General features: G+C 49.6%; 24 protein-coding genes, 1 tRNA gene and 3 pseudogenes. 13 read left to right on the top strand and 15 right to left on the bottom strand.

Annotated features, from left to right (window positions below):
- The first annotated feature begins 73 nt into the window (after positions 1-73).
- The 4 genes from CXB77_RS02985 (at position 74) to CXB77_RS02970 (ending at position 2,533) form a co-directional block, all read left to right on the top strand.
- Positions 74-328, top strand: a complete 255-nt coding sequence (locus CXB77_RS02985; protein WP_105072736.1) for a hypothetical protein — start codon at positions 74-76, stop codon at positions 326-328.
- Positions 256-951 carry a hypothetical protein gene (locus tag CXB77_RS02980; protein ID WP_172452500.1) on the top strand — a complete coding sequence of 232 codons (696 nt, stop codon included), beginning with the start codon at positions 256-258 and terminating at the stop codon, positions 949-951. Before CXB77_RS02985 ends, CXB77_RS02980 begins: the two co-directional genes overlap by 73 nt.
- A gap of 69 nt (positions 952-1,020) precedes the next feature.
- On the top strand, positions 1,021-1,617 hold the full coding sequence (locus CXB77_RS02975) for a YceI family protein (RefSeq protein WP_105072734.1): 597 nt from the start codon (positions 1,021-1,023) through the stop codon (positions 1,615-1,617).
- A gap of 187 nt (positions 1,618-1,804) precedes the next feature.
- Complete coding sequence (locus tag CXB77_RS02970) at positions 1,805-2,533, top strand: DUF2202 domain-containing protein (RefSeq protein ID WP_105072733.1); 729 nt, start codon at positions 1,805-1,807, stop codon at positions 2,531-2,533.
- Between the two features lie 52 nt (positions 2,534-2,585).
- Here CXB77_RS02970 and CXB77_RS02965 read toward each other — a convergent pair whose 3' ends face one another.
- From CXB77_RS02965 to CXB77_RS02940, 6 genes and pseudogenes are all read right to left on the bottom strand, one after another.
- Positions 2,586-5,318, bottom strand: coding sequence for a DNA methyltransferase (locus CXB77_RS02965; RefSeq protein ID WP_172452499.1), 2,733 nt, complete (start codon positions 5,316-5,318; stop codon positions 2,586-2,588).
- Between the two features lie 348 nt (positions 5,319-5,666).
- Positions 5,667-7,081 (bottom strand): annotated as a pseudogene (locus tag CXB77_RS02960) (TRAP transporter large permease).
- A 37-nt stretch (positions 7,082-7,118) separates the two neighbouring features.
- Entirely contained in the window at positions 7,119-7,643 is a 525-nt protein-coding gene (locus tag CXB77_RS02955) for a TRAP transporter small permease subunit (RefSeq protein ID WP_105072731.1), read from the bottom strand.
- Entirely contained in the window at positions 7,640-8,131 is a 492-nt protein-coding gene (gene tadA, locus CXB77_RS02950) for a tRNA adenosine(34) deaminase TadA (protein WP_105072730.1), read from the bottom strand. Before tadA ends, CXB77_RS02955 begins: the two co-directional genes overlap by 4 nt.
- A 4-nt stretch (positions 8,132-8,135) precedes the next feature.
- Positions 8,136-8,630, bottom strand: a complete 495-nt coding sequence (locus tag CXB77_RS02945; protein ID WP_105072729.1) for a thermonuclease family protein — start codon at positions 8,628-8,630, stop codon at positions 8,136-8,138.
- Positions 8,631-8,712: 82 nt separating this feature from the next.
- A tRNA-Thr gene (locus CXB77_RS02940) sits at positions 8,713-8,788 on the bottom strand.
- 164 nt (positions 8,789-8,952) lie between these two features.
- Here CXB77_RS02940 and CXB77_RS02935 point away from each other — a divergent pair.
- From CXB77_RS02935 to CXB77_RS02915, 5 genes are read left to right on the top strand one after another with little or no spacing between them, the layout of a single operon-like run.
- Positions 8,953-10,329 (top strand): hypothetical protein, encoded by a 1,377-nt coding sequence (locus CXB77_RS02935; RefSeq protein WP_105072728.1) that lies wholly within the window; start codon positions 8,953-8,955, stop codon positions 10,327-10,329.
- A gap of 45 nt (positions 10,330-10,374) precedes the next feature.
- Positions 10,375-10,953, top strand: a complete 579-nt coding sequence (locus tag CXB77_RS02930) for an ankyrin repeat domain-containing protein (protein WP_105072727.1) — start codon at positions 10,375-10,377, stop codon at positions 10,951-10,953.
- 15 nt (positions 10,954-10,968) lie between these two features.
- The gene (locus tag CXB77_RS02925; RefSeq protein WP_146108657.1) at positions 10,969-11,286 is read left to right on the top strand and encodes a hypothetical protein; all 318 of its coding nucleotides are present in this window, start codon (positions 10,969-10,971) and stop codon (positions 11,284-11,286) included.
- Positions 11,228-11,644 (top strand): recombinase family protein, encoded by a 417-nt coding sequence (locus CXB77_RS24350; RefSeq protein ID WP_105072725.1) that lies wholly within the window; start codon positions 11,228-11,230, stop codon positions 11,642-11,644. The genes CXB77_RS02925 and CXB77_RS24350 overlap by 59 nt, the downstream gene beginning before the upstream one ends.
- Positions 11,568-12,674: an RNA-guided endonuclease InsQ/TnpB family protein gene (locus tag CXB77_RS02915; protein WP_431520699.1), complete on the top strand. Its 1,107-nt coding sequence runs from the start codon at positions 11,568-11,570 to the stop codon at positions 12,672-12,674. Before CXB77_RS24350 ends, CXB77_RS02915 begins: the two co-directional genes overlap by 77 nt.
- On the opposite strand, the gene CXB77_RS19515 is transcribed toward CXB77_RS02915, so the two are convergent.
- Complete coding sequence (locus tag CXB77_RS19515) at positions 12,671-12,835, bottom strand: hypothetical protein (RefSeq protein WP_172452498.1); 165 nt, start codon at positions 12,833-12,835, stop codon at positions 12,671-12,673. The genes CXB77_RS02915 and CXB77_RS19515 overlap by 4 nt on opposite strands.
- Positions 12,836-12,842: 7 nt before the next feature.
- Between CXB77_RS19515 and CXB77_RS02910 the strand changes: the two genes are divergently transcribed.
- The 3 genes and pseudogenes from CXB77_RS02910 to CXB77_RS02900 all read left to right on the top strand — a co-directional run bounded on the left by CXB77_RS02910 (position 12,843) and on the right by CXB77_RS02900 (position 15,498).
- Entirely contained in the window at positions 12,843-13,346 is a 504-nt protein-coding gene (locus CXB77_RS02910) for a 6-pyruvoyl trahydropterin synthase family protein (RefSeq protein WP_105072723.1), read from the top strand.
- A complete protein-coding gene (locus CXB77_RS02905) occupies positions 13,343-14,044 on the top strand; it encodes an SDR family NAD(P)-dependent oxidoreductase (RefSeq protein ID WP_105072722.1) in 702 nt (233 codons plus the stop codon). The genes CXB77_RS02910 and CXB77_RS02905 overlap by 4 nt, the downstream gene beginning before the upstream one ends.
- 75 nt (positions 14,045-14,119) lie before the next feature.
- Positions 14,120-15,498 (top strand): annotated as a pseudogene (locus CXB77_RS02900) (V-type ATP synthase subunit B).
- Between the two features lie 55 nt (positions 15,499-15,553).
- Here the strand turns inward: CXB77_RS02900 and CXB77_RS02895 are convergent.
- From CXB77_RS02895 to CXB77_RS02865, 7 genes and pseudogenes are all read right to left on the bottom strand, one after another.
- A complete protein-coding gene (locus tag CXB77_RS02895) occupies positions 15,554-16,204 on the bottom strand; it encodes a response regulator transcription factor (protein ID WP_105072721.1) in 651 nt (216 codons plus the stop codon).
- Positions 16,192-17,844: an ATP-binding protein gene (locus tag CXB77_RS02890; protein WP_105072720.1), complete on the bottom strand. Its 1,653-nt coding sequence runs from the start codon at positions 17,842-17,844 to the stop codon at positions 16,192-16,194. The genes CXB77_RS02895 and CXB77_RS02890 overlap by 13 nt, the downstream gene beginning before the upstream one ends.
- A complete protein-coding gene (locus CXB77_RS02885; protein WP_105072737.1) occupies positions 17,757-18,074 on the bottom strand; it encodes a PAS domain S-box protein in 318 nt (105 codons plus the stop codon). The genes CXB77_RS02890 and CXB77_RS02885 overlap by 88 nt, the downstream gene beginning before the upstream one ends.
- Before the next feature lie 66 nt (positions 18,075-18,140).
- A pseudogene (ubiB, locus tag CXB77_RS02880) lies at positions 18,141-19,777 on the bottom strand (ubiquinone biosynthesis regulatory protein kinase UbiB).
- The gene (locus tag CXB77_RS02875; RefSeq protein WP_105072719.1) at positions 19,774-20,415 is read right to left on the bottom strand and encodes a ubiquinone biosynthesis accessory factor UbiJ; all 642 of its coding nucleotides are present in this window, start codon (positions 20,413-20,415) and stop codon (positions 19,774-19,776) included. Before CXB77_RS02875 ends, ubiB begins: the two are co-directional and overlap by 4 nt.
- Positions 20,412-21,161 (bottom strand): bifunctional demethylmenaquinone methyltransferase/2-methoxy-6-polyprenyl-1,4-benzoquinol methylase UbiE, encoded by a 750-nt coding sequence (gene ubiE / locus CXB77_RS02870; protein WP_105072718.1) that lies wholly within the window; start codon positions 21,159-21,161, stop codon positions 20,412-20,414. Before ubiE ends, CXB77_RS02875 begins: the two co-directional genes overlap by 4 nt.
- 63 nt (positions 21,162-21,224) lie before the next feature.
- Positions 21,225-21,587: a gamma-butyrobetaine hydroxylase-like domain-containing protein gene (locus CXB77_RS02865; protein WP_105072717.1), complete on the bottom strand. Its 363-nt coding sequence runs from the start codon at positions 21,585-21,587 to the stop codon at positions 21,225-21,227.
- Between the two features lie 168 nt (positions 21,588-21,755).
- On the opposite strand from CXB77_RS02865, the gene orn reads away from it, so the two are divergent.
- Positions 21,756-22,301 carry an oligoribonuclease gene (gene orn, locus CXB77_RS02860; protein WP_105072716.1) on the top strand — a complete coding sequence of 182 codons (546 nt, stop codon included), beginning with the start codon at positions 21,756-21,758 and terminating at the stop codon, positions 22,299-22,301.
- Positions 22,302-22,324: 23 nt separating this feature from the next.
- On the opposite strand, the gene CXB77_RS02855 is transcribed toward orn, so the two are convergent.
- A partial coding sequence (locus CXB77_RS02855) for a response regulator (RefSeq protein ID WP_146108656.1) occupies positions 22,325-22,647 on the bottom strand: 323 nt, incomplete at its 5' end.

The raw sequence follows: 22,647 nt of genomic DNA, 5'->3' as shown, positions 1-22,647 counted from the left end.
ACGGGCGCAGGTCACGATTTCGCTGGCGCGCGTGGGACCCAAATGACAGTTTCGTCAATCTTGGTTTGATTTGGTGGAAAACGGCGCACTGCCGAAGATTGATAATGCGCGACTTGCCGGTCTGCCGATGCCGAGCGCCTTGGTGCAAATGTTGGCGGATCGCGCCCTCGCTGCGATCGAAAGCACCCAATCTATTCAACATGTTAGTTTGCAGCACGATCAATTAGCCGTGAATTATCTGTGGGACCGGATTTGTTGGAACGCATCGGCAGTGGTTTTGTGGCCGATGCAGCATTGCCAACGCTGCTGCGTTATCAACGAGATTTGAGCGCCGCGCTGGTGACGCTGCGACGCGGGCGTCCAGTGCAACTCGCTGATTTATTAAAACTGTTGTTTACCAAAGCTGCCGAACAACCCGACAGCGCCGATCCCGTCGCCGAAAATCGAGCGGTGATTCTCGTGCTCGCTGCCTATGTCAACGGTCATCCGATCCGCGATCCCGCCGACACCAAAGCAACGCGCTTGCCCTACGCGCATCCAGTGCTGCTGCGCCAGCGTCAAGACCTCGGCCAACATTTTATGACTTCGGCTGCGTTGGTCACGCAGGGCGGCGATACCTTTTCGGGAATGATTGGTTGGTATAAAGAAATGTCCGATGCCAACGGCGGCAGCGGTTTTAGTTTTGCGGATATGTCCGCCAATCGTGCAGGCATTCGGCTGGCGCAGCGGGCGACGGCATCGCCAGACAGTGCGCGTCAAGTGCAACAGCGCATCGCGGCTGGCTTGACCGAAGATGATTTCATGCCGGTAATTGACGGTTTGCCGGAAGGAATGGATCAACAAGCATTTGCTGCGAATTTCGGCAATCAAAACAATGTGGTTTATCAAAAAATGATTCAATTGATCGACGAACGGATTAACGCAGCACGGCTGTTTCGACCGACGCCGTAATTCGCGCTTGTTTCTGGAATTTTTGCGACCAGTTTCTCTGCTCAACCATTTATCTTTCTGGAGCTTTCGATGCGTCATCCATTACTGCCTTGTTTATTATTTGGATTCCTGCTCGCGCCAGCCGCTCACGCGGATTGGACGCTTGACCCAGCGCGGTCTCAGCTCAATTTTGTGTCGATCAAAGCCAATAACGTGGCGGAAATCAACACGTTCGGCAAAATCGAAGGGCGCGTGACTGACGCTGGTCAGGTGACGATGCGGCTGGCGCTCGATAGCGTCGAAACGCTGATTCCTATTCGCAATGAGCGGATGCGCCAGTTTTTATTTGAAACGACCAATTATCAGGAAGCGGTGTTGCGGGCGCAGATTGATCCGCAGCAACTGGCAAATTTGGCGGTCGGCAGCATCGCGTCAATCAATGCGGAAGGAACGCTGCTGCTGCACGGGCTGGCGCAGCCGTTGACGCTGGCGCTGCAAGTGGCGCGAGTGAATGCGCAAACGGTGATGGTGGCGAATGTGAAGCCGCTGATTGTCGATGCCGCCAAGTTTGGAATGACCGAAGGCGTTGAAAAGCTGCGTCAATTAGCCGGTTTAAGCGCCATCAGTTCGGCAGTGCCAGTCACTTTTGTCATCACGCTGGTGGCGGATGCGCCAGCGCCGCAATAAATCGGTTTGGCGGCTGGTGCGTTCAGCCGCCAATTTCGACAGTTTTGTCGAACCGCAACCGCTGTTGTCGAACTGCCCGCCGCGTTTTTGAACCAACCACTTGATTTAACTGCATTAAAAACTTGGCATCACTCGTGCAACTGAATGAGCAACAACCCTGTGTTCATTCATCAACGAGGAAATCGTCATGTCCACTGCATCCCGTTTACTGCCGATCGCGCTGACCGCTCTGTTGACCGCTACGCCTGCCGCATTTGCTGGCAACGGACGCGGCGCTGCGCCAACCACGCCGCCGGTTCAGCCCACAGTTCAGCCCGTCACCACGACATTGAGCGCAGACGAAAGCGCAACGCTGGTGTTTATGCGTGAAGAAGAGCGGGTGGCGCGTGATGTGTATTTGCAATTTGATACGCTGTGGAATGCACCGCCGTTTGCCGGAATTGCGCAATCAGAACAACAACATATGGACGCGATCAAACTGCAAATGGATCGTTACGGCGTGGCCGATATTTCTGATCCGACCGTCAACGGCGTGTTTGCGAATACTGCGCTGCAACAGCTTTATAACGATTTGACGGTGAAGGGCGAAGCGACGTTATTGGCGGCGCTAAACGTCGGCGCGTTGATTGAAGAAGTAGATATTGCTGATCTGGAAGATGCGATTGCTGCGACTGAAAACGTTGATTTACAACAGGTTTACGGCAATTTAATGCGCGGCTCACGCAATCATCTTCGCGCTTTTGTGGCAGAAATTGAACGGCAAGGTGGCGATGCTTACGTCGCGCAACACCTGACGCAGGACGCAGTGGATGAGATTGTCAGCGCACCGATGGAACGCGGCGGTCCACGCGATGGAGCTGGCGCGGGTAATGGCACAGGTGCTGGCGCTCATGGAGCAAATGGCTCGCGGCGTTAATGCAGAACGAATGAAATAATCACGCTGGCGGTTAATAAACCGCCAGCGTTTTTTATTCCTCGTCGCTTTCATCTAACGATAATTCTTTTTGCGTATCTTCAATAACCAAATCTGATGTTTTCAAAACATCGTGCTTATGCGGAAAATCAAACAACTGTTTCTGTTCAAGCATATCGCGGATGGTGACAATTTGAATACAGGGATAATCACGACGTAGCAATGGATAATGATAAATACCAGCCGCTAATGCTTCATCAAGCATATCTTTGGTTGGATCATTGAGCGTAATTAAAAATGCCATCACTGCCTGTTCTCGCGCTTGATCGCCTCTCAATTTAGCAATATCACCACGCCCCACCTTGCCTGATTTCACCTGAAACACGACTTTTTCACTGCTATGATTTCCAGTGATAATATAAGCAACGCCGTCAATTCCTTTATCTGCGCCCTTCTTTTCATTGATCGCTGCCTGATTATTGGTATAGGTCAGCACCGCCCACTTCTCGAATTCTTTGCGCAGTCGATCATCTTTTTTGAGTGCCAACGCCTGCGCCGATGCCATATCTTTCGGAATACCAGATAACGTGATTGCATCTGCGATTTCAGCGCCAAACTTTTCTGTCATTCGTTTAAGAATAACGGCAATGCTCTGATAAGTAATATCAATGCCAATCCATTGGCGTTTTAATCGCTGCGCAACGGCAACGGTCGTGCCGCAACCGCAATAAGCATCTAAAATCACATCGCCTTCATTGCTGCTGGCTTGAATAATGCGCTCTAATAATGCTTCTGGTTTTTGCGTGGGATAACCGAGGCGTTCTTTAGATTGTGAGTTTAAAATTGGAATTTGCCAAACATCGTTTTCTCTTACGCCACGATCATCTACCGAAGTGACGAAAACCTCACCGTTTTTGATTCTTGTGTGATAATTTTCTTTTCTTTTTAAAGATTTTTCTGTGTATTCAGTATATGGAACGTTAAAAACATAATCTTTCCCTTTTGCGTAAAAAAAGATTATATCGTGCAATTCTTGAAACTTTTTTGCTTTACCTGTCCAGCGTCGGTAATGCCAAATAATCTCATTTTTATAATCCCCGCCACGCGGGCAAAAAATACTATCTAAAATCAACTTCAAATAATGCGATGCAGTGGGATCGCAGTGTAAATAAAAGCTGCCGGTCGGTTTCAATACGCGCTGAATCTCATTTATCCGCTGCGTCATACTGAGTAAATAAGACAGCAAACCGCCAGTGCCCAATACCGCATGAAGCCCTTTCATTAAATCAACCGTTTGCGTGGTATAGCGCCCATTTTCATTGCAGCTAATTTCACGCAAGGCTTGTTCTGCCAGCATGTTCCACGTCCAAGTATCAATAAATGCCTGTGCTTGCGCCTGATCTTCCTTACCGACATTGGTATAAATCTGGAAATAATTGCGTTTAGAATTAAACGGCGGATCGATATAACACAAATCAATGCTGTTTTTTTCAATCTTGTTGCGCAGCACTTCCAGATTATCGCCATAATAGAGTTCGTTATTCATATTTAATGCTCGGTTAATGGTGAATACATTGTTAGATGGAAAGTGCAGCGGGATTTCTGACTTGATCGCGCTGTCTAATTGATGATTAACTGCCAAACTCAAACCGAAAATAATCCAAAATGCAGGCGCAACTGATACCACGCTATCATAAAACATCGCTGCAACAAGATAGGCAAACCAACCTGCATACAATCCAGATGATAACATATAAAATTCACTGTTTGGCTGCGCCTTAGTTAATAACTGAAAAGTGCGCACTGCGTGTAAAATAATCATTGCCAAAAATGCGCAGGTTGCCAAACCACCGAGATTTAACCATGTTTGAATATACAGATTGTGAGGCTTATCAACAAAAGCCTCTGGCTGATTAAAAAAGCGTTTATAGCTATCCTGATTTGGAAAATACAGCGCAAAGGTATCTGGTCCGCGTCCCAATAAAACAGTTTCTCTCGCCATTTGCAGTGATCTAATCCAAATATACAGCCTTCCCGATCCCAGCGTTCCATAATGACGAATGAGGCGTTCACTCAAATGTTCTGGCGCAACTTGTATTGAATAATCAGCATGATGTTGATCTAAGGTGACAGTATTTGCCCGCTGCACTCCCCAGAAAATCAGCACTGCAAACGCTATCACTGCAACCAAACTCAATGCGCTCAACCATTTCCAATAGCGCAATAAGTCATGCCGCATGAAAACGCCAAACAATAAAAGCGCAGCACAAATGACAGCAATCCATCCGCCTCGCGCATGAGTGCCTGCCAGCACCAGCGCAAATAATCCTGTTAATACACCAAATCCAATGCGGCGAATTTTCGATTGAGAAAGAAAAAAACAGACGGCAGTCATTGGCAAAGCAAGCGCCATCATGCTGGCGACATTATTGGGATTATAGAGCGTTGCGTAAATCCAATACTTTGGAAAATTAAAATCTAAACTATTTGCAATACTCTGGTATTGGCTGGGCAAAATTAAAAACCGCCCCGCAGTGGTTTGAAAAATGTCAACGCCAATGAATTGGAATAAGCCAATGATAGAAATAATACAGAGTGCTGCTAACCATACTCCGAGAATTAACCACAGTTGTTTTAGTGTGCTGATAAAAAGATAGGCTCCGAGCATTAAAATCAAATAGGATAGCAAAACCCACATACCTTCATAACGTTCAAAAAAACCGCTAAATGCAATTGGATGATGCGCAGAAAATAGTGTGCTGAACACGATCATCATTGCGTAAATCATGAGCGGAATTTTAAGTCTGAACTGTCGGCGCGGTAATTGACCCAAATGATTTATTATTAACGCATTGACTAAAATAAACCCTGCGCAAAAAATGATTATTTGCGCTTTATAATATGAAAAGAAATCGAAAACGTATTCCGTGATCCAAAATTGTTGGTAATCCGGCGGAATTGGAATCACTTTTAACAAGACAATCAGCGGCACAATCCCCATTGCAATTAACAGTGGCAGCACTGCAAACGCATTTGGTAATTGTTGATTAACCTTGCCGCTTAACGGTTGAAATGTTGTTAACGCATCACGTTTTGGCGATGCGTTTCTAGCCAATTTATTTTTCTTCATTGCACATTACTGCTGTGTTGGTTGTTCTGGCGGACTAAACAAATTGCCAAAATCATCGCTATTCAATAACGTTGATCCGCTTTGCTCCGGCACGGTAATTTCAACTGGTGTGGTCATTGTGGTTGAAGCATCTAAACCCCAACTCACGATTTGCGGAAAAGTAATGATGAGAATAACCATGATGATTTGAATGACGAGGAAAGGCACTGCGCCCCAGTAAATATCTACAGTGCGTACCTGCGGCGGTGCAACTGAGCGCAAATAAAATAGTGCAAATCCAAATGGTGGGTGCATGAAACTGGTTTGCATATTCACACCCAATAACACGCCAAACCACACTAAATCAATGCCCAATTTAGCGGCAACGGGCGCGAGCAGTGGCAGAATAATAAATGCAATCTCAAAGAAATCGAGAAAGAATGCCAGCACAAAACCAATAGATTAACGACAATTAAAAAACCCAGCGCACCACCCGGCAAGCCAGTTAACAATTGCTCAACCCATAAATCGCCGTTAATCCCGCGAAAAGTCAAACTAAACACACTTGAGCCAATTAAAATAAACACGACAAAGCTGGTGATTTTTGCAGTCGCCGTCAATGATTGAATTAAAACTTCTAAATTGAGTCGTCGTTTAATGATCGCTAATAACAATGCACCCACTGCACCCATTGCGCCGCCTTCAGTTGGTGTTGCCCAGCCAATGAAAATTGTTCCTAATACGAGAAAAATCAGGGCTAACGGCGGTATTAACGCAATTAATACGCGCACTGCCAGCGCCCAACCATGCAGCGTTCGTGCTGCTAATGGCAATGCTGGTGCGTGATTTGGTCGCCATACCGTCACGCCAAAAACATAAATTAAATAACACGCAGTTAACAGCAATCCGGGCAATAATGCGCCCTGATACATCGCACCGACTGAGCGCCCCAATACGTCGGCCATCACAATTAATACTAATGATGGTGGAATGATTTGCGCGAGCGTGCCGCTGGCGGTAATAACGCCGGTTGCAAACGGTGCGTGATAGCCGTAGCGCAACATAATTGGCAATGAAATTAAACCCATTGCGATGACTGATGCCGCAACGACGCCGGTAGTTGCTGCCAGCAATGCGCCAACAATAATCACGGCATACGCTAAACCGCCGCGAATACTGCCGAACATTTGCCCCACAGTGTCGAGTAATTCTTCTGCCATTCCGCTGCGTTCTAAAATCAAGCCCATAAACGTAAAAAAAGGAATGGCTAATAGAATTTCGTTGCGCATGATGCCGAATACACGATCGGGTAATGCTTGCAATAGTGCTGGTGTTAATAAGCCAAATTCAATGCCGATCCATCCGAAGAGTATTCCGACTGCTGCCAATGAAAAAGCGACTGGATAACCAATGAGTAAAAACAGCACCAATGCGGTAAACATCATCGGGGCAAGATTTGCAATGACCCAAGTTTCCATTTCAATCTCCGTGTTTTGAAGCAGACTGATTGCGTAATACGGCAACCGCTTTAATGATTTCTGCAACGCCCTGCGCTGCGAGCAGGCTAAAGGCAATGGGAATGGCGAGTTTCATTGGCCACCAGAGTAATCCGCCGGGATTCATTGAAGATTCATTTTGCTGAAATGACAACAGAAAATAATCCCAAGCGTTCACTGAAATTAAAATGCACACTGGTAATAAAAAAAGCAGTCCGCCAACGATGTCAACGATTGCTCGCCAGCGGGTTGATAAGCGGGTATAAATAATATCAACGCGAACATGTCCTTGTTCTTGCAGCGTCCACGGTGCGCATAATAAAAACACCAGTCCAAATAAAAACCACTGCGCTTCAATCATCGCGTTTGAGCCCCAATCGAAAAGATAACGCAATGTTGCAGCAAGTGCGCTGAGAAGCACTGCGCCGAGAATGAGCCAAACGCTGGCGCGACCTATTTGGCGGTTGCATAAATCAATGAAATGCGCGAACTGTAATAAGCGGTTCATGGTGCAATTGATTCCGAATACATTGGTTGATGAGAACGCAGACGCCGTGCTCGAAAAAACTGGCGCAGCATTTCCGCGCATTCAATAGTAAGAATACCGCCATAACAGGCAGTACGATGATTAAAACGCGCATCAGATGGCAATAGATTAAATACGCTGCCGCAAGCGCCAGCTTTCGGATCAAATGCGCCAAAAATAACGGTGTCAATTCTGGCGTGAATCATCGCGCCAGCGCACATGACGCACGGTTCTAAGGTGACGTAAAGCCGCGTATTCGGCAGGCGATAATTGCTGACGCGCTGCCCAGCATCGCGCAGCGCCTGAATTTCGGCGTGGGCGCTGGCGTCGTGATGCGCAATCGGGCAATTCCAGCCCTCGCCGATGAGCTCATCGTTGCGCACCAGCACTGCGCCAACCGGCACTTCGCCGAGATTCGCGGCGCGTTCGGCGAGCGCCAGCGCCAATTTCATCCAGTCTGCGTCGGTCATGGCATTAACGCTGATGCCGATATGACCACGGCGTTTGTTGGTCGCCAGCGCGACTCCAGATGCCGCGCCGCGCCAATTTCGCCTCACGTTCGGCACGCACAAAGCGATCATCGTCGCAATAACGGGCATAAACGGCAGCGTTGCCGCTTCTCACTTGTTCTAAATTGAGCATTCGATGATCGGCGCCGCCCATGTACACATCCGCGACGGTGCGTCCGTAACGGTCGGTATCGGTGATGTCGAGTTCCAACTGTGATGGCGCGAGCCGCCGCAGCGCCGCAGTGGAACGTGCGCCCCACGGTGTTTGGCTTTTTTCAGGTGCATCAATGCAATGCAGACGAACGCTGATTGATTTTCCGCGACAGTTCACGCGCAGCGTGTCGCCATCGACCACCTTTTCGAGTTGGCATCGCTGGCGCTGGGAAGCGCTGTTGTTCCAATACGCGACCGTACTGCAAACGAATAAACTTAAAAAAATAAGTAATGTTTTGCGTGACATGGAGACATGACCTGCGTTGGTGAGAGAAATACGAGACGAAAAAAAGGCGGTTATGGTAACAACCATAACCGCCTTTTCATGTTGGAGCCGAGATGGGGATTCGAACCCCAGACCTACGCATTACGAATGCGTTGCTCTACCAACTGAGCTACATCGGCGAATAAGCGCGGAATTGTAAAGGTTGTTGGCGTTATCCTCAAGTGATCGTTGCTGCGCACTGCGCTGCCTCTGCCAGAATTGAACGCAAATGGCTATGCTAACATTCAGCAACTGAAGACTTTTCTGGGCGCGACCTGCTGCGATGCGTCGCTGATTTTTGATGATGAACTGGGATGAGGAATTTGGGGTGAATGTGCGTTTACTTGCCGTGATTTGTGGTTTGGCACTACTTGGCGCAAATCTGAGCGGCTGTGCGGGAAATGCCAAAAATGTGCGCACAGATGAGATTGCTGCCGAGGCGATGAATCTTGAGGCATTTCCGCAAATTGTGTTGTCCAACGCGCCCCGTGTTGAGGCGAAATCGGTGGCGATGGGTGCGGCACGCAGCAAAGGTTGGATCATCAGTCGTTCAACGGAAGATCGTTTCATCGTGCAGCGCCAGCTCGACGCCAATGCTCTCGCTGATCTCGCGGCGGACGCAAAGTTTAAACCGGGCACAGTGCTTGAAATCACGTCTTATTTTGTGGAACAAGCTGGTGGAACCAAAGTGGCGACCAAAGCCGAATTAGTCGCTCCTGCGGTCAGCGACAAACCCGCCCAGCGCACTGATTACACTGAAAATCTCCACGATGCGCTGACCGAATCGCTGTCATCACTGCGCGAATCTTGGTCGGAAAATCGCAGTCGATTGGCTCGCGCCACTCCACCTGCGGAAGGATTCAAAGATGCGTGGGCAAAAGATGCGCCGCCAGTCGAAAGTCGCACGATTCGAGAACCCAGTCAGCCAGCCCAGCCCGTTGCTTCTTCAGTGGCTACTGCCGACGAAGCATCTGCGGAGTCTGATGAAACGGTTGAGCCGGATATGACGCCAGTCGCCCGACCACCAGTGCGCCCAGTGTCACCGCCAGCACCAGTGATGCAAGTTGCACCGCAGCCGGTTTCTAAACCGAATCCGCCACCTGCTGCGGTCGTTAAATCAGCAACTCCGCCAAGCGTGGCAAAGGTGGTTCCACCAGCACCGCAGCAACCGTCGGCAAAACCAGTCGTGGCAACAAAATCGGCGCCAGCGGTGGTGACTCCGCCTGTCGTAAAACCCGCACCTAAACTCGCCGCAACCACTGCGTCATCTGCCACGAAACCTGCGCCCGAATCATCAAAAACTAAAACTGTTGCCGCAAAGCCAGTTGCCGCAGCAAAACCTGCGCCCGCGCCGGTTGCCAAAGTTGCAGCGACTGCTTCTGCTAAAGCACCTGATAAATCAACAACGTCGAAACCTGCGCCGGTTGTGGCAAAACCCAAACCGCCAGTCGCCAAGGCAAACATGATGGAACTGCCTAAACCGAAATCGACACTCACCAGCTCGGTCAGTTTTGCGGCGCAGGCGGAGGCATACGCGAAACAGCGCGGCTGCAAAATCAGCAGTAAAGGCACCAATTTGATCGAATCGCGCAAAGATGGCGAAATCCATAAAGTGCCCTGTGTTGGCGCAGATAGTGTGCTTGTGAAATGTCAAAAGGGAAGTTGTAAGAGTTTGTTATAACCAATGCGATGTGATCAATTTGTCTTTATTGAGAGAACAACGCGTATGAACTTCTTTTCCACCATCACTCTTGCCGCCGTCCTTTTTAGCAGTCTGACTGCCTGCAACACTTCGGAATCTGAGCAAACCGCTGCCGATGCAACTGGAGCGAGTGCGAGCGAAGAGATGCTCGACATTGCGGCAGCGGGTGATTTGACGGCGTTGAATCAACTGCTCTCGACCCAGCGCCAGCCCGATGTGCGTGATAGTTGCAACTGGACGCCGTTGATGAAAGCGGCGTTGTACGGACACACGCCAGTGGTGGCGCGACTGCTCGATGCTGGCGCGAAAATCGACGCAGTAGATAAGGGCGGTTACACGGCGATGATGCTGGCGGCTTCCAACAATCACGCTGCAACTGTGGATTTGCTGTTGCAGCGCGGCGCGATGGTCGATCATCAGGAATCCACTGAAGGCTGGACGGCGCTGATTTGGGCAGCGAAACAAGGACATATCAAAACTGTGGAAACGCTGCTCCGGCATCACGCCGATCGCACGCTCAAAGATTTTGGTGGCAAAACTGCGCTGCAGTGGGCGACTGAAAGCGGTCATGCCGCAGTCGTCGCGTTGCTGCAAGCGAGTTGAGCGGGAGTTCAGCCGGTGAGGTCTGAACCAGTGACTGCTCGCATTATCAGTCTGATTGCATTGTGTTTATTGCCGTTAACCACTTCGGCAGCGACGCTCACGAGCGCACCCGATTTAACGGCGCACCCAGTGGGTTATCTGGCGCTGGTGATCTTTGCGTTAGCGTATCTATTTGTCATGGCAGAAGAATTTGTGCATCTGCGCAAATCCAAGCCGGTCATCATCGCTGCCGGCGTCATCTATTACTGTCGCGTGTCTAGCGATAAACAAAAAGATGATCTTGACCGCCAAGTTCAATTTATGTGCAATCAATCCGCAAGCAGAAATAATTAAGGACATTGGTAGTGGACTCAATTTCAAAAGAAAAGGACTTAACACCATTTTGGAACGCGCAATGCGCGGAACTCACATCACGCTTGTGGTTGCCCACCGAGACCGACTTGCGCGATTTGGACATGAACTCATTCGATTTGTTATCGAGTCAAATGGTGGAAAACTCGTGGTTTTATCAGAAGACACACTCAGCCCCGCAGTCGAACTTACTCAAGACTTGCTCAATATCCTACACGTCTTCAGTTGTAGAATGCACGGACTTAGAAATTACAAAAAGCAAGTTGCTCAAGCTATATCCAACCGCGCAGAACAGAGCGCAATTCAAGCACTGGATGAAAGTGAGCCGCTACGTTTATAACGCCACGATTGCCTTGTTACGCGATTATGAGGGAGCAAAGCCATCATGGATGGACATTAAAAAGATGTTCACCCGTTTATTGCCTGCATGGACAAAAGATACGCCTTTTCAAATTAAAGGCACTGCCATTAAAGATGCACACAACGCTTTTTGGAAAACGTGCAAAGCCAATAAAGGCAGTGGCAAACGGACGACCTTTCGCTTTCGTAGCCGCAAAGACCCGATACAATCCTGCTTTATTCCCAAAACCGCTATTAGCAATAAAGGTATTTACCCACAAGTCTCTGGCAAAGGTTTGGGTTATGCCGAATCTTTACCAGAGTCTTTTCGTGACTCTCGGCTGGTATGGAAAGCTGGCAAATTTTACTTAGCCGTCCCCACAAAACACCTTGTACCTTATGGCGAGAACCAAGCCCTTGGTGTGGTAGCGATTGACCCCGGCGTAAGAACGTTTGCGACTTTCTATTCAACTGATTCATGTGGCTTGATTGGCAGTGGCGATTTTTCACGCATTCAACGCATGGCGCATTACCTTGATGATTTGCTTTCCCGTGCATCGAAAGCAGGGAAACAAAAAAAGAAAAGAATGTTGTTAGCGGGTTTACGAATGCGTCAAAAGGTGCAGAATCTCATTGATGAACTGCACCACAAAGCCGCGTTGTTTTTTGTAAAAAACTTTGATTGTATTCTGCTGCCCACTTTTGAAACTTCGCAAATGGTCAGTAAAGCGGGAAGAAAAATCAGCAGTAAAACCGTCCGCAATCTGTTAACCTTTGCCCATTATCGCTTTAAGCAGTTCTTGAAAAATAAAGCATTTGAGTATGGAAAAACAGTGTTAGATGTGTGTGAAGCGTATACCAGCAAGACTCACCCCGAAACGGGTGAAATAAAACAAATTGGTGGCGCAAAAAGAATACGATTAGTCTCTGGAGATTGGGTCAATAGAGATGTTGTCGGAGCGCGTAATATCCTGTTACGCGCCTTGGTAGATATACCCCACGTTTTTAACGTGGCAGTTAACGAAAGTTAAGAAAAATGTATCGGTTCGTTGTTGTCGATTGGTTCGGCAGCGGGCGTGGCGCTTACACCTTTTTCGGGCATCTCAAATGGATGCCAGCGATTGCGCTCGGTTATGCCGCCAGTATCGCCGTGCACCTGTGGTTGAATAGTTAGATCACTCAGAAGCAGCATCGCGCTCATGCCAAACCAAAAACCATTGATTCGCATCGAAATTAGCAAGGAATATCTCAATTTCAGCGCCGGTCATTTCACGCTGTTTTCCGCGACCGAACGCGAAAATCTGCACGGGCATAATTTTCAGGTGCAGGCCGCAGTGACAACCACCGTCGGCGCGGACGGGCTGGCATTTGATTACGTGCTGTTAAAACGGGTGTTAAAAACGCTGTGCGATCAATGGGATGAGCGCGTATTGCTGCCGCAGCAGTCGCCGTATTTACGACTGGAGCAGCGCGACGGAATGCTGCTCGCGCATTTTGCCGATGAGCAGATTCCTTTTCTCCACCGCGATGTACTGACGCTGCCGCTGCGCAATGTCACCATCGAAGAATTGGCGGCGCTGTTGCTGGCGAGGCTGCGTGAGCACCCAGATTTAGCCAGCCGCGATCTCCGCGCCATTGAACTCGGCGTATCGTCTGGGCTGGGACAATGGGCGTTTTCATCTTGGGAGCAGCAAACCGCATGAATTTGTTAATTATTACCGGCGCGAGTTCTGGCATTGGGTTGGCGATTGCGCAGCAATTTGATCGTGACGGCTGGCGCGTCATCAACATTTCGCGCAACCCGTGTCCAGAAGCAGCGGTCATCAATTTGACCTGTGATTTGGCGGAACCGGATGCAGTGCTGGCGCTGCAGCCCGCGTTGGAACTGGAATTGACTGCTGCAACGCGAATTTGTCTGGTACACAACGCCTCGGTGATGCAGTGTCATCCGATTGACGGCTTGCCAGCGGCCGATTTACGCCGCGTGTTGGAATTAAACATCGTCGCTGCCAATGCACTGAATCAACTCGTGATTCCGCACTTAAAACCGGAATCTAGCGTGATTTATATTGGCTCCACGCTGGCGGAGAAAGCCGTGCCCGGTGTGGCGAGTTACGTCATTGCCAAACACGCGCTGGTCGGCATGATGCGAGCGACCTGTCAGGATTTGGCGGGGCGCGGCATTCACACCTGCATGATTTGCCCCGGCGTGACCGACACCCAGCAAGTGCGCGATCTGCTTGCCAGCAACCCAGACCTGCTCGCGGCGTTCACTGCGCTGTCGGCATTTAACCGATTGATTGAGCCGGCAGAAATTGCCGCAGCAGTCGCGTTTGCTGCCCAAGCGCCGGTGCTCAACGGCGCGGTGATTCACGCCAATCTCGGCCAGCGCGAGCGTTGACAGCGGTCGGCAGCAGCCAGCGCCGCGCTATACTTTTGATTTCAACCAACGCGATTCAGCATTGATGATAAGCCTATGAGTATCAAAGAATATCGCACCGCAATTGAAGCCCGTGGCGGTTTGCTCGTGGTTAAAAATACGCCCGGCGTCGCGTTTGGCGACCGTGTGCAAATCGAAGATCACGCCGGTCAGATGCGCAACGGGCAGGTCATTCGCGCTGCCGACAACGAGGTATTGATTCTCGTTTTCGAGGGCACTGACGATCTCGACCTCGAAAATACGTGGATTCGGTTTCTGGATGAACCGGTCGAAATCGCGCTGTCACCAGAGATTTTAGGACGCGAATTCAACGGTTTAGGCGTTCCGCGTGACGGACGTCCGCCAGTGTTATCAAGCCTACGCCGTCCGGTAAGTGGTGCGGCAATTAACCCAGCAGCACGGACTTATCCGCGTGAGTTCATTCAAACGGGTATTTCCACGATTGATGGATTGAATAGCTTGGTGCGCGGGCAAAAATTACCGATCTTTTCTGGCTCTGGATTACCGCATAACCGATTGGCTGCGCAAATCGTGCGGCAAGCCAAATTGGTCGATCAAGAATCGAGTTTTTCAATTGTGTTTGCGGCAATGGGCGTGTCGTATGCGGATGCTAAATTCTTCCGCGATGAATTCGCCAATTCCGGCGTATTGCGCAATGTGGTGATGTTTATCAATCTCGCTGATGATCCACCAGTGGAACGATTAACTTTACCGCGCACCGCATTAACTGCGGCAGAATATCTGGCTTATGATTTAGATCGACATGTGCTCGTCGTATTAACCGATATGACCAATTACGCCGAGGCATTGCGCGAAGTAGCGACCGCAAAAGGCGATGTGCCAGCACGCAAAGGTTATCCCGGTTATCTCTATTCAGATTTGGCGGAAATCTATGAACGCTGCGGGCGTATTCACGAGCGTCACGGCTCGATCACAATGATGCCGGTGGTCTCTATGCCATCCGATGATATTACGCATCCAATTCCTGATCTCACGGTTATATTACCGAGGGACAGATTGTTTTATCACGAGAATTGCACAATCAGGGGATTTATCCGCCGGTGCATATTTCACCGAGTTTATCGCGGTTAATGAAAGATGGCATTGGTAAAGATGACACCCGCGAAGACCATCCGCGAGTCGCTGCTCAATTATACGCACTGTATGCGCGGGCGCAGGAAACGCGCAATTTGGCTTCAATTGTGGGTGCGGATGAATTATCCGAACGTGATCGCCGTTATCTCAGTTTTGCTGATGCGTTTGATGCGCAATTTGTCGGGCAGGGTGAATCTGAAGATCGTTCAATTGAAGGGACATTAAATCTGGCGTGGGAATTGATGAGCCATTTTCCCCGCGATACGCTGACGCGAATGAAAGAGACTGATTTAGCGAAGTATTATCGAGAAACCGAATAGCAGTTTTGACAGCATTAAAGCTCGCTGTTTGCAGCGAGCTTTAACGTTTTCTATATCATTCCGGCATATAAATTGATAACACGCGCTGTAGATTTAATCCGCTAATTGGTTTAACCAGAAAAGCGTCAACGCCATAGGTTTTTGCAGTTTTCACATTAACCATCGTCGCATTGCCACTCACCAAACACACGAAAGTTTCCGGCGACCACGATTTAATTTGTTTTAAGACATCCATACCATCTAAACCCGGCATTTCAATATCGAGAAACACTAAATATGGGCGTTGCCGGAAAAACTGTACCAATGCCTGCCGTCCATTGTCTGCTTCAATAATTTTACTGAGCTGTTTTTCGCGTAATAGGCGCACCAATAATTTCAATGATAATGACATATCATCTGCAACCAACGCGATCGCTTCTTTTAATGGAATGCGCGGGCGGAATTGAAAGCGCACACGCTGCTGTTGATCCATAAATAACGCTGCGTCTTCTGGCGTGACCGCATTAGGCGGTACGTTCGTCGTATTATCCGCATTGAGCATTCGCCAGCCCTGCCGCCGCAGAATTTCCAATTGATCGTCATCATCAAAAATCTGTCCTTTACTGACAAGCGGAACACCGTTAGCTAAATACAGGTTATAAGGCATTGGCTCGCCAGCTATGATGTCGAGTGCAATTGCTGGAGCCATTAACGTCATTGCTGCCATAAATGCGCCATATCCTCAATTAAATCGGCGACCTCACTTATATCACCCCGTAACACTTGAAATTCCATCGCGCCAGCTAAACGCGTTAATTCGGGCATTCCAAAGTTGGTTCCGACACCTTTAATTTGATGTGCTTGTGAACGTAATTCATCCCAATCCGCAGCGATATACGCAGCACGCATTCTCGCTAAACGCTGCGGCAATTCAGCATGAAATTGGCGCTGCAACTGCGCTAGTTCAGGATCATTTTCAAGCTGTAACGAATTGATTTTCACTGCGTGATGCGCATGTTCTCCCTGTGGCAAATAGTGCATCAGCATTTGATAAAACGCATCCAAATGAATTGGTTTGGGTAAATAAGTATCACAACCCACTGCCAGCGCAGCTTCAATATCGCTGCGCTCAACATTTGCACTTAATGCCACAATCGGTTTGTCAAAACCGGTTAAGCGCAATAATTCGGTTGCATCCAATCCGCCCATGATCGGCATTCGCATATCCATCAATACTAAATCGAAATCTGCTTGCTGCGCTTTTTCAACTGCTTCTTGACCATTTTTTGCAATTTCCACTTGCAACCCGCAGCGGCGCAAATACAGTGCAATTAAATCTTGATTGGCGCGATTATCATCAGCTAACAATACGTTGCCAAATAGCGTTGGTGCGCGCACGGTGCGCACCGGACGAACACCAGATGATTGATTAAATTCGTGCAGGTCCCACACTAAATCCGCTGTATCAATCGGTCCAGTTGCCAGCGTGACGGTAAATACTGAACCCATGCCAACGGCGCTGGAGACCTGAATTTCGCCGCCAAGTTGTTCCGCCAATTCTTTGGAAATCGACAGCCCCAAGCCAGTGCCACCAAAACGCCGCGTGGTGGAACGGTCTGCTTGTGCAAAAGGCTCAAACAGCGCCTCGATGTGCTCATCTTCAATGCCACAGCCGGTGTCCTGTACCGAAATTGCCAGCAGCTCTTGTTCCGGTATAAAGCTGACAATCAAGCGCACTGCGCCTATATCGGTGAATTTGATCGCATTACTGAGCAGATTGAAGATGATTTGTCGCGCTCGCGTAGGATCGGTGCGAATATGCAATGGCAGCGGCGGCATGAAATGCACACCAAATTCCAGTTGTTTTTCCTCGGTTTGCGCTCGCGCTGAGTCTACTGCGGCCGCCAACAGCTCCGGCAGCGACGTTCGGAGATATTCCAGCTCGATGCGTTTGGCGCGAATCTTTGAAAAATCAAGCACATCGTTGAGTAAAGATTGCAGATGCCGGCCATTGCGAATAATGGTGTCCACAGCATGAGCGCGTTCGGCGAGCGTTTGCCGACTGTCGGTCATGGTTTCTGCAAAGCCGATGATCGCAGTCAACGGTGTGCGAATTTCGTGGCTCATATTCGCCAAAAACTGCGTTTTCATGCGCATGGCATCTTCAGCCGCTTGCCGCGCAAGTTCTAATTCCTCTTCGCGTTTTGCGCTGCTGAGATCACCAAAAACTCCAAGATAACCAACGGTTTCGCCGTCATTATTCCGAATGGCTTGAATGCTCAACAGCTCCAGATATTCCTCACCAGTTTTGCGCCGATTCCACACTTCACCGCGCCAGCATCCAGTTTTCGCCAGCGTGTCCCACATTTCTTGATAAAACTCCGGGGATGATGACCGGATTTGAGAATGCTGGGATTTTGTCCACGCGCTTCGGCTTCGGTATAACCGGTAATGCGCGTAAAAGACGGATTAACCGCAGTGATACGCGGAATACGATCAGTAATCACAATGCCGTCTCGCGCTAGAGTGAAAATGTGTTTCACTGCTTGGCGCAAACAGAATTCAGCATCAGGATCAAGTGGAGCTGCTGTAGGCATGGCGTCCAATACAAGATTTCAGAATAATTGTTGAAACAATCAATCACAATGAAACAGCTTTATTCATTAAGCACGACGCGCAGCGAGCAATAACAGCAACCCACCAGCAATATAACAACTCATCATCAGCGCCATTCCTGTTGTTTCTGGCAGCCATTGACCGGGACCAAATAACAGCACCAACGTTCCACAAATTAACAACGTTGCACCGCTAATGATTTGACTCAACACTGGCGCACTCGCTGGTTGAGTGGTTGGTTTATTGACTGGCTCAATCGTGCGCAACCGTTTGTCATACGCCATGAGAATACGATACGCAATTAACGGCAATTCTGGCGTTTGATCGGCAACGGAATAGATATTGCGTTTGGTGCGATCAAATAAGCCTTTAATGCCAACCTGATCTTTCATCCAGCGTTCCATATACGGTTTGGCGGTTGTCCATAAATCCAATTCTGGATAAAGCATTCGCCCCAAACCTTCGATATTCAACAGCGTTTTTTCTAACAACACCAACTGCGGTTGAATTTCCATATTGAAACGCCGAGCGGTTTGGAATAGCCGCACCAGAAAATGCCCGAATGAAATCTCTGCCAGCGGCTTTTCAAAAATCGGTTCGCTGACGGTACGGATTGCGCTTTCAAATTCATCAACGCGAGTGCCATGTGGAACCCAGCCCGATTCAACGTGCAATTCAGCAACGCGCCGATAATCGCGTTCAAAAAACGCCAGCAAATTCTCGGCTAAATAACGCTGATCTTCGGTGGTGAGCGTTCCGACAATTCCGAAATCAATTGAAATATAACGCCCAGACGGTTCAACAAAGATATTGCCGGGGTGCATATCGGCATGAAAAAAGTTATCGCGGAACACCTGCGTAAAAAAGATTTCAACGCCGCGTTCACCCAATAATTTCATGCTCACGCCTTGCGCTTTGAGCGTTTCAACATCACTCACTGGTGTGCCATAAATCCGCTCCATGACCATGACTGTTGGGCGCGTCCAATCCCAATAGACTTCTGGAATATACAGCATGTCGCTGTTCTGCCAATTGCGCCGAATTTTTGAAGCGTTGGCGGCTTCGCGTTGCAAATCCAATTCGTCACAAACGGTCTTTTCGTATTCGCGCACGACTTCAATTGGACGCAGGCGTTTACCTTCTTTCCAATAGCGTTCGGCGAAATACGCCAGCGTATACATCAAGGCTAAATCTTGACGAATGGTGCGTTCAATTCCGGGGCGCAGCACTTTAACGACAACTTCAGTGCCATTTTTTAAGCGTCCGGTGTGCACCTGCGCAATCGAAGCAGAAGCAGCGGAATTGGATTGAATTCATCCAGCACCTTATCAACGGAACAACCCCAAGCCTTTTCAATGAGTGCCCGTGCTTCTGCGCCATCAAAAGGCGGAACCTGATCCTGAAGTTTCGCCAGCTCCACCGCCAAATCGTCGGGCAGCAAATCGCGGCGGGTGGAGAGAATCTGTCCGAATTTGACAAAAATCGGTCCTAAATCTTCCAGCGCCTGCCGCACCCGCACTGGATAGGCTGGCAAATCGCGCTCCACCCAATGCCACGGCAGCAGATACATGATCCAACGCAGGGGTCGAAACAGATGGGTCGCTAAAACCACTTCGTCGAGACCGTGACGCAGAAACACCCAATTGATGCGGAACAGCCGCAACGCTTGTCGCGGTCCCATCATAAATGGACGCCAACCGCTGCTGCCCGTTGCGCCAGCCGTTCAATGCGCGCTGCAACCCGTTCGCAGTCATCGCGCAGTAAATCCACTTGCATTAAAAACGCCTCCACCTCGTCGCGGGTTGGCACCAATCGGCGCTGCTCCTGCAAATAGGTTTTCAAATAAGCGGTCATGGATTCGGAAGTGCGCTGTTGCCAATGCTCGGCTTCGCGGCATTGTTTGCCGACTTGTCGCGCAAACGGATCGCCAATGATCTGCGCCAATTGCTCTTCCCAATCGACATCGAGATTCGCCAGCGCGGTGTTAAATGCCTGCGCCAGCGCAGTATCGCCACTGATTTCGATTTCGCCAGAAACCAATTGGGTTTCCTTGCGCTCGGTCATCGCCATGCGTGCCAAACCCAGCGGCGTACCACGAATTAAACAATCTGGCGGCGCGTCATAATCACCGAACAGTTGCACGCCATGCGCGTTCGGAATCACGGTGACGCGAGTCCCGAAACCCTTGAGTTCAATCGCAATCATGCGCCCGGTGAGCGCGGCAAATCCTGCGCCCTGCGCCGCATCAAGCGCGATATAACGATTCACTGCCTGCTCGATCACCGCCAGCAGTGCGTCTGGAATCTGAATGCCCTCGGTCACAGTTTGTACCCCCGATGAATGGCGACGATGCCACCGCTGTGATTGAAATACTCGCAGCGTTCAAACCCAGCGGTTTCCATCATCGACCGCAGCGTGTCTTGATCCGGGTGCATTCGAATCGACTCGGCCAGATAGCGATAACTGTTCGGATCATTGACGACCAACCGCCCCAGCGTCGGCAGCACTGAGAACGAATACAGATCGTAAACTTTGCTCAACGATTTGCTGACTGGATGCGAGAATTCCAGAATCAACGCCCGACCGCCCGGACGCAACACGCGATACATTTCATTGATCGCTGCCTGTTTATCGGTGACGTTGCGCAGCCCAAAGCCGATGGTGACGCAATCAAAGTGATTGTCATCAAACGGAATTTGCTCGGCGTTAATCAGCGCGTAGTGCAGATTGCCGACGCGCCCTCGGTTGAGCATTCGCCCGCGCCCTTCGTTGAGCATCGCAGCGTTGATGTCGGACATCACCACTGAGCCTTCTGCGCCGACGATGCCCGCAAAACGGTCGGCGAGATCGCCCGTGCCAGAGGCTAAATCGAGCACCCGTTGTCCTCGGCGCACTCCCGCCAATTCAATCGCATGGCGTTTCCACAGCCGATGAATGCCGAGCGACATCAGATCGTTCATCAAATCGTAGCGCGAGGCGACCGAATCGAACACTTCGCGCACCCGCACGGCTTTTTCCGCAACGGGAACCTGTTGATAACCAAAATGAGTGGTTTTTTCGTTGGACATGCTGCGTCCCTGATCGTGATTAAAATGGCGGAAAGGATAATGTTACATCAAAGCGATCAACGCTCAGGATGGCTTGATTTTGCGCGGTTGTCCGGCTTGTTCTAACGCTGTGAGATAAGACTGCCACAGCATTTCGTGCTCCGTGCCGAGCCGATAGAGATAATCCCAAGAATAAATACCGGTGTTGTGTTCGTCGTCAAAATGCAAACACACGGCATAATTGCCGACTGGTTCGATACGGTCGATGCCGACATCTTCCTTGCCGAGTTGCAACACGCCCTGTCCGGGACCGTGACCCTGCACTTCTGCGGAGGGCGAATACACCCGCAGATATTCACAAGACAGCGTGAAATGTGCGCCGTCTTCATACCGGATTTCTAACACGCGGGATTGACGATGCAGATTGAGTTCAGTTGGTTTTGGCATGATTGATGGTTCGTGTGATTGATAAGGGCAATGAATATGGTTGTGTTGTAGCGCGTTTTCTAGTCTGTTGAAAAAAGTTATCAGTGGTCAGTGAACACCTACTTTGAAAATTGAATCAATACGTCGCGCATCTGTGTATTAACATCATCAAACGAGAATGAAAAACCCATGACACAACACGCAAATCATTTGATTTGGCTTGATCTGGAAATGACCGGATTAGACCCAGCGCAGGATTCTATTTTAGAAATCGCCACCATCGTCACCGATAGCGAATTAACTATTTTGGCAGAAGGGCCGGTCATCGCAATTCACCAGCCAGCAGCAATTTTAGATGGTATGGATGAATGGAATCGCACCCATCACGGCGCATCGGGTTTGCTGGCGCGGGTCAATGCCAGTGCGTTCACCGTCAGCGATGCCGAAGCAGCGACACTTGAGTTTTTAGCGGAATGGGTTCCGGCTGGCGCTTCGCCGTTGTGCGGAAACAGCATCTGTCAGGATCGGCGTTTTCTCGCCCATTGGATGCCAAAATTTGACGCTTACTGTCATTACCGCAATCTCGACGTGAGTACGCTAAAAATTCTCGCGCAACGCTGGGCGCCAGTAGTTGCCGACAGTTTTAAAAAAGAAAATCAACATCTTGCGCTGGCAGACATCCGCGAATCAATCAACGAACTGCGCCATTATCGTCGCCACCTGCTGCGCGACTAAACCAAACGAGCGCCGCGATGACATCACGGCGCTCCCAATGCCTCGCGCAATTTAGTGATTAACGTGTCACGTCCAAACGGTTTAACCAAAAAACCCGTCGCGCCAGCACGCAAACTATCAACCACCACTGCTTTTTCACTGTGACCGGTAATCATAATCACCGGCAATTGCGCAAATTGCGGCAACGCTTTTAATCGCTGCGTCGCCGTAATTCCGTCCATATCCGGCATTCGCACATCCATCAATACGACATCCGGGCGTAATTGGCGCAGCAGTGATAAGGCTTCCAAACCACTCGCCGCAAAAACCAGCCGGTAATTTTCTTCTTTAAGTACCGTTTCAATGA

This window comes from Chromatium okenii, from assembly GCF_002958735.1.
GTDB lineage: Bacteria > Pseudomonadota > Gammaproteobacteria > Chromatiales > Chromatiaceae > Chromatium > Chromatium okenii_A.
The sequence above is the reverse complement of the archived record's forward strand: the minus strand, read 5'-3'. Positions and strand labels throughout refer to the sequence as shown.

What these genes read in the sequence shown, in the direction of transcription:
- CXB77_RS02930 (WP_105072727.1), top strand. Translation starts at nt 10,375, where the DNA reads ATGAACTTCTTTTCCACCATCACTCTTGCCGCCGTCCTTTTTAGCAGT.
- tadA (WP_105072730.1), bottom strand. Translation starts at nt 8,131, where the DNA reads ATGACCGACGCAGACTGGATGAAATTGGCGCTGGCGCTCGCCGAACGC.
- CXB77_RS02890 (WP_105072720.1), bottom strand. Translation starts at nt 17,844, where the DNA reads ATGTGGGACACGCTGGCGAAAACTGGATGCTGGCGCGGTGAAGTGTGG.
- CXB77_RS02955 (WP_105072731.1), bottom strand. Translation starts at nt 7,643, where the DNA reads ATGAACCGCTTATTACAGTTCGCGCATTTCATTGATTTATGCAACCGC.
- CXB77_RS19515 (WP_172452498.1), bottom strand. Translation starts at nt 12,835, where the DNA reads ATGCTGCTTCTGAGTGATCTAACTATTCAACCACAGGTGCACGGCGAT.
- CXB77_RS02970 (WP_105072733.1), top strand. Translation starts at nt 1,805, where the DNA reads ATGTCCACTGCATCCCGTTTACTGCCGATCGCGCTGACCGCTCTGTTG.
- CXB77_RS02910 (WP_105072723.1), top strand. Translation starts at nt 12,843, where the DNA reads ATGCCAAACCAAAAACCATTGATTCGCATCGAAATTAGCAAGGAATAT.
- CXB77_RS02935 (WP_105072728.1), top strand. Translation starts at nt 8,953, where the DNA reads ATGAACTGGGATGAGGAATTTGGGGTGAATGTGCGTTTACTTGCCGTG.
- CXB77_RS02965 (WP_172452499.1), bottom strand. Translation starts at nt 5,318, where the DNA reads ATGATTTACGCAATGATGATCGTGTTCAGCACACTATTTTCTGCGCAT.
- ubiE (WP_105072718.1), bottom strand. Translation starts at nt 21,161, where the DNA reads ATGTCCAACGAAAAAACCACTCATTTTGGTTATCAACAGGTTCCCGTT.
- CXB77_RS02885 (WP_105072737.1), bottom strand. Translation starts at nt 18,074, where the DNA reads ATGCCTACAGCAGCTCCACTTGATCCTGATGCTGAATTCTGTTTGCGC.
- CXB77_RS02905 (WP_105072722.1), top strand. Translation starts at nt 13,343, where the DNA reads ATGAATTTGTTAATTATTACCGGCGCGAGTTCTGGCATTGGGTTGGCG.
- CXB77_RS02975 (WP_105072734.1), top strand. Translation starts at nt 1,021, where the DNA reads ATGCGTCATCCATTACTGCCTTGTTTATTATTTGGATTCCTGCTCGCG.
- CXB77_RS02945 (WP_105072729.1), bottom strand. Translation starts at nt 8,630, where the DNA reads ATGTCACGCAAAACATTACTTATTTTTTTAAGTTTATTCGTTTGCAGT.
- CXB77_RS24350 (WP_105072725.1), top strand. Translation starts at nt 11,228, where the DNA reads ATGATCTTGACCGCCAAGTTCAATTTATGTGCAATCAATCCGCAAGCA.
- CXB77_RS02895 (WP_105072721.1), bottom strand. Translation starts at nt 16,204, where the DNA reads ATGGCAGCAATGACGTTAATGGCTCCAGCAATTGCACTCGACATCATA.
- orn (WP_105072716.1), top strand. Translation starts at nt 21,756, where the DNA reads ATGACACAACACGCAAATCATTTGATTTGGCTTGATCTGGAAATGACC.
- CXB77_RS02865 (WP_105072717.1), bottom strand. Translation starts at nt 21,587, where the DNA reads ATGCCAAAACCAACTGAACTCAATCTGCATCGTCAATCCCGCGTGTTA.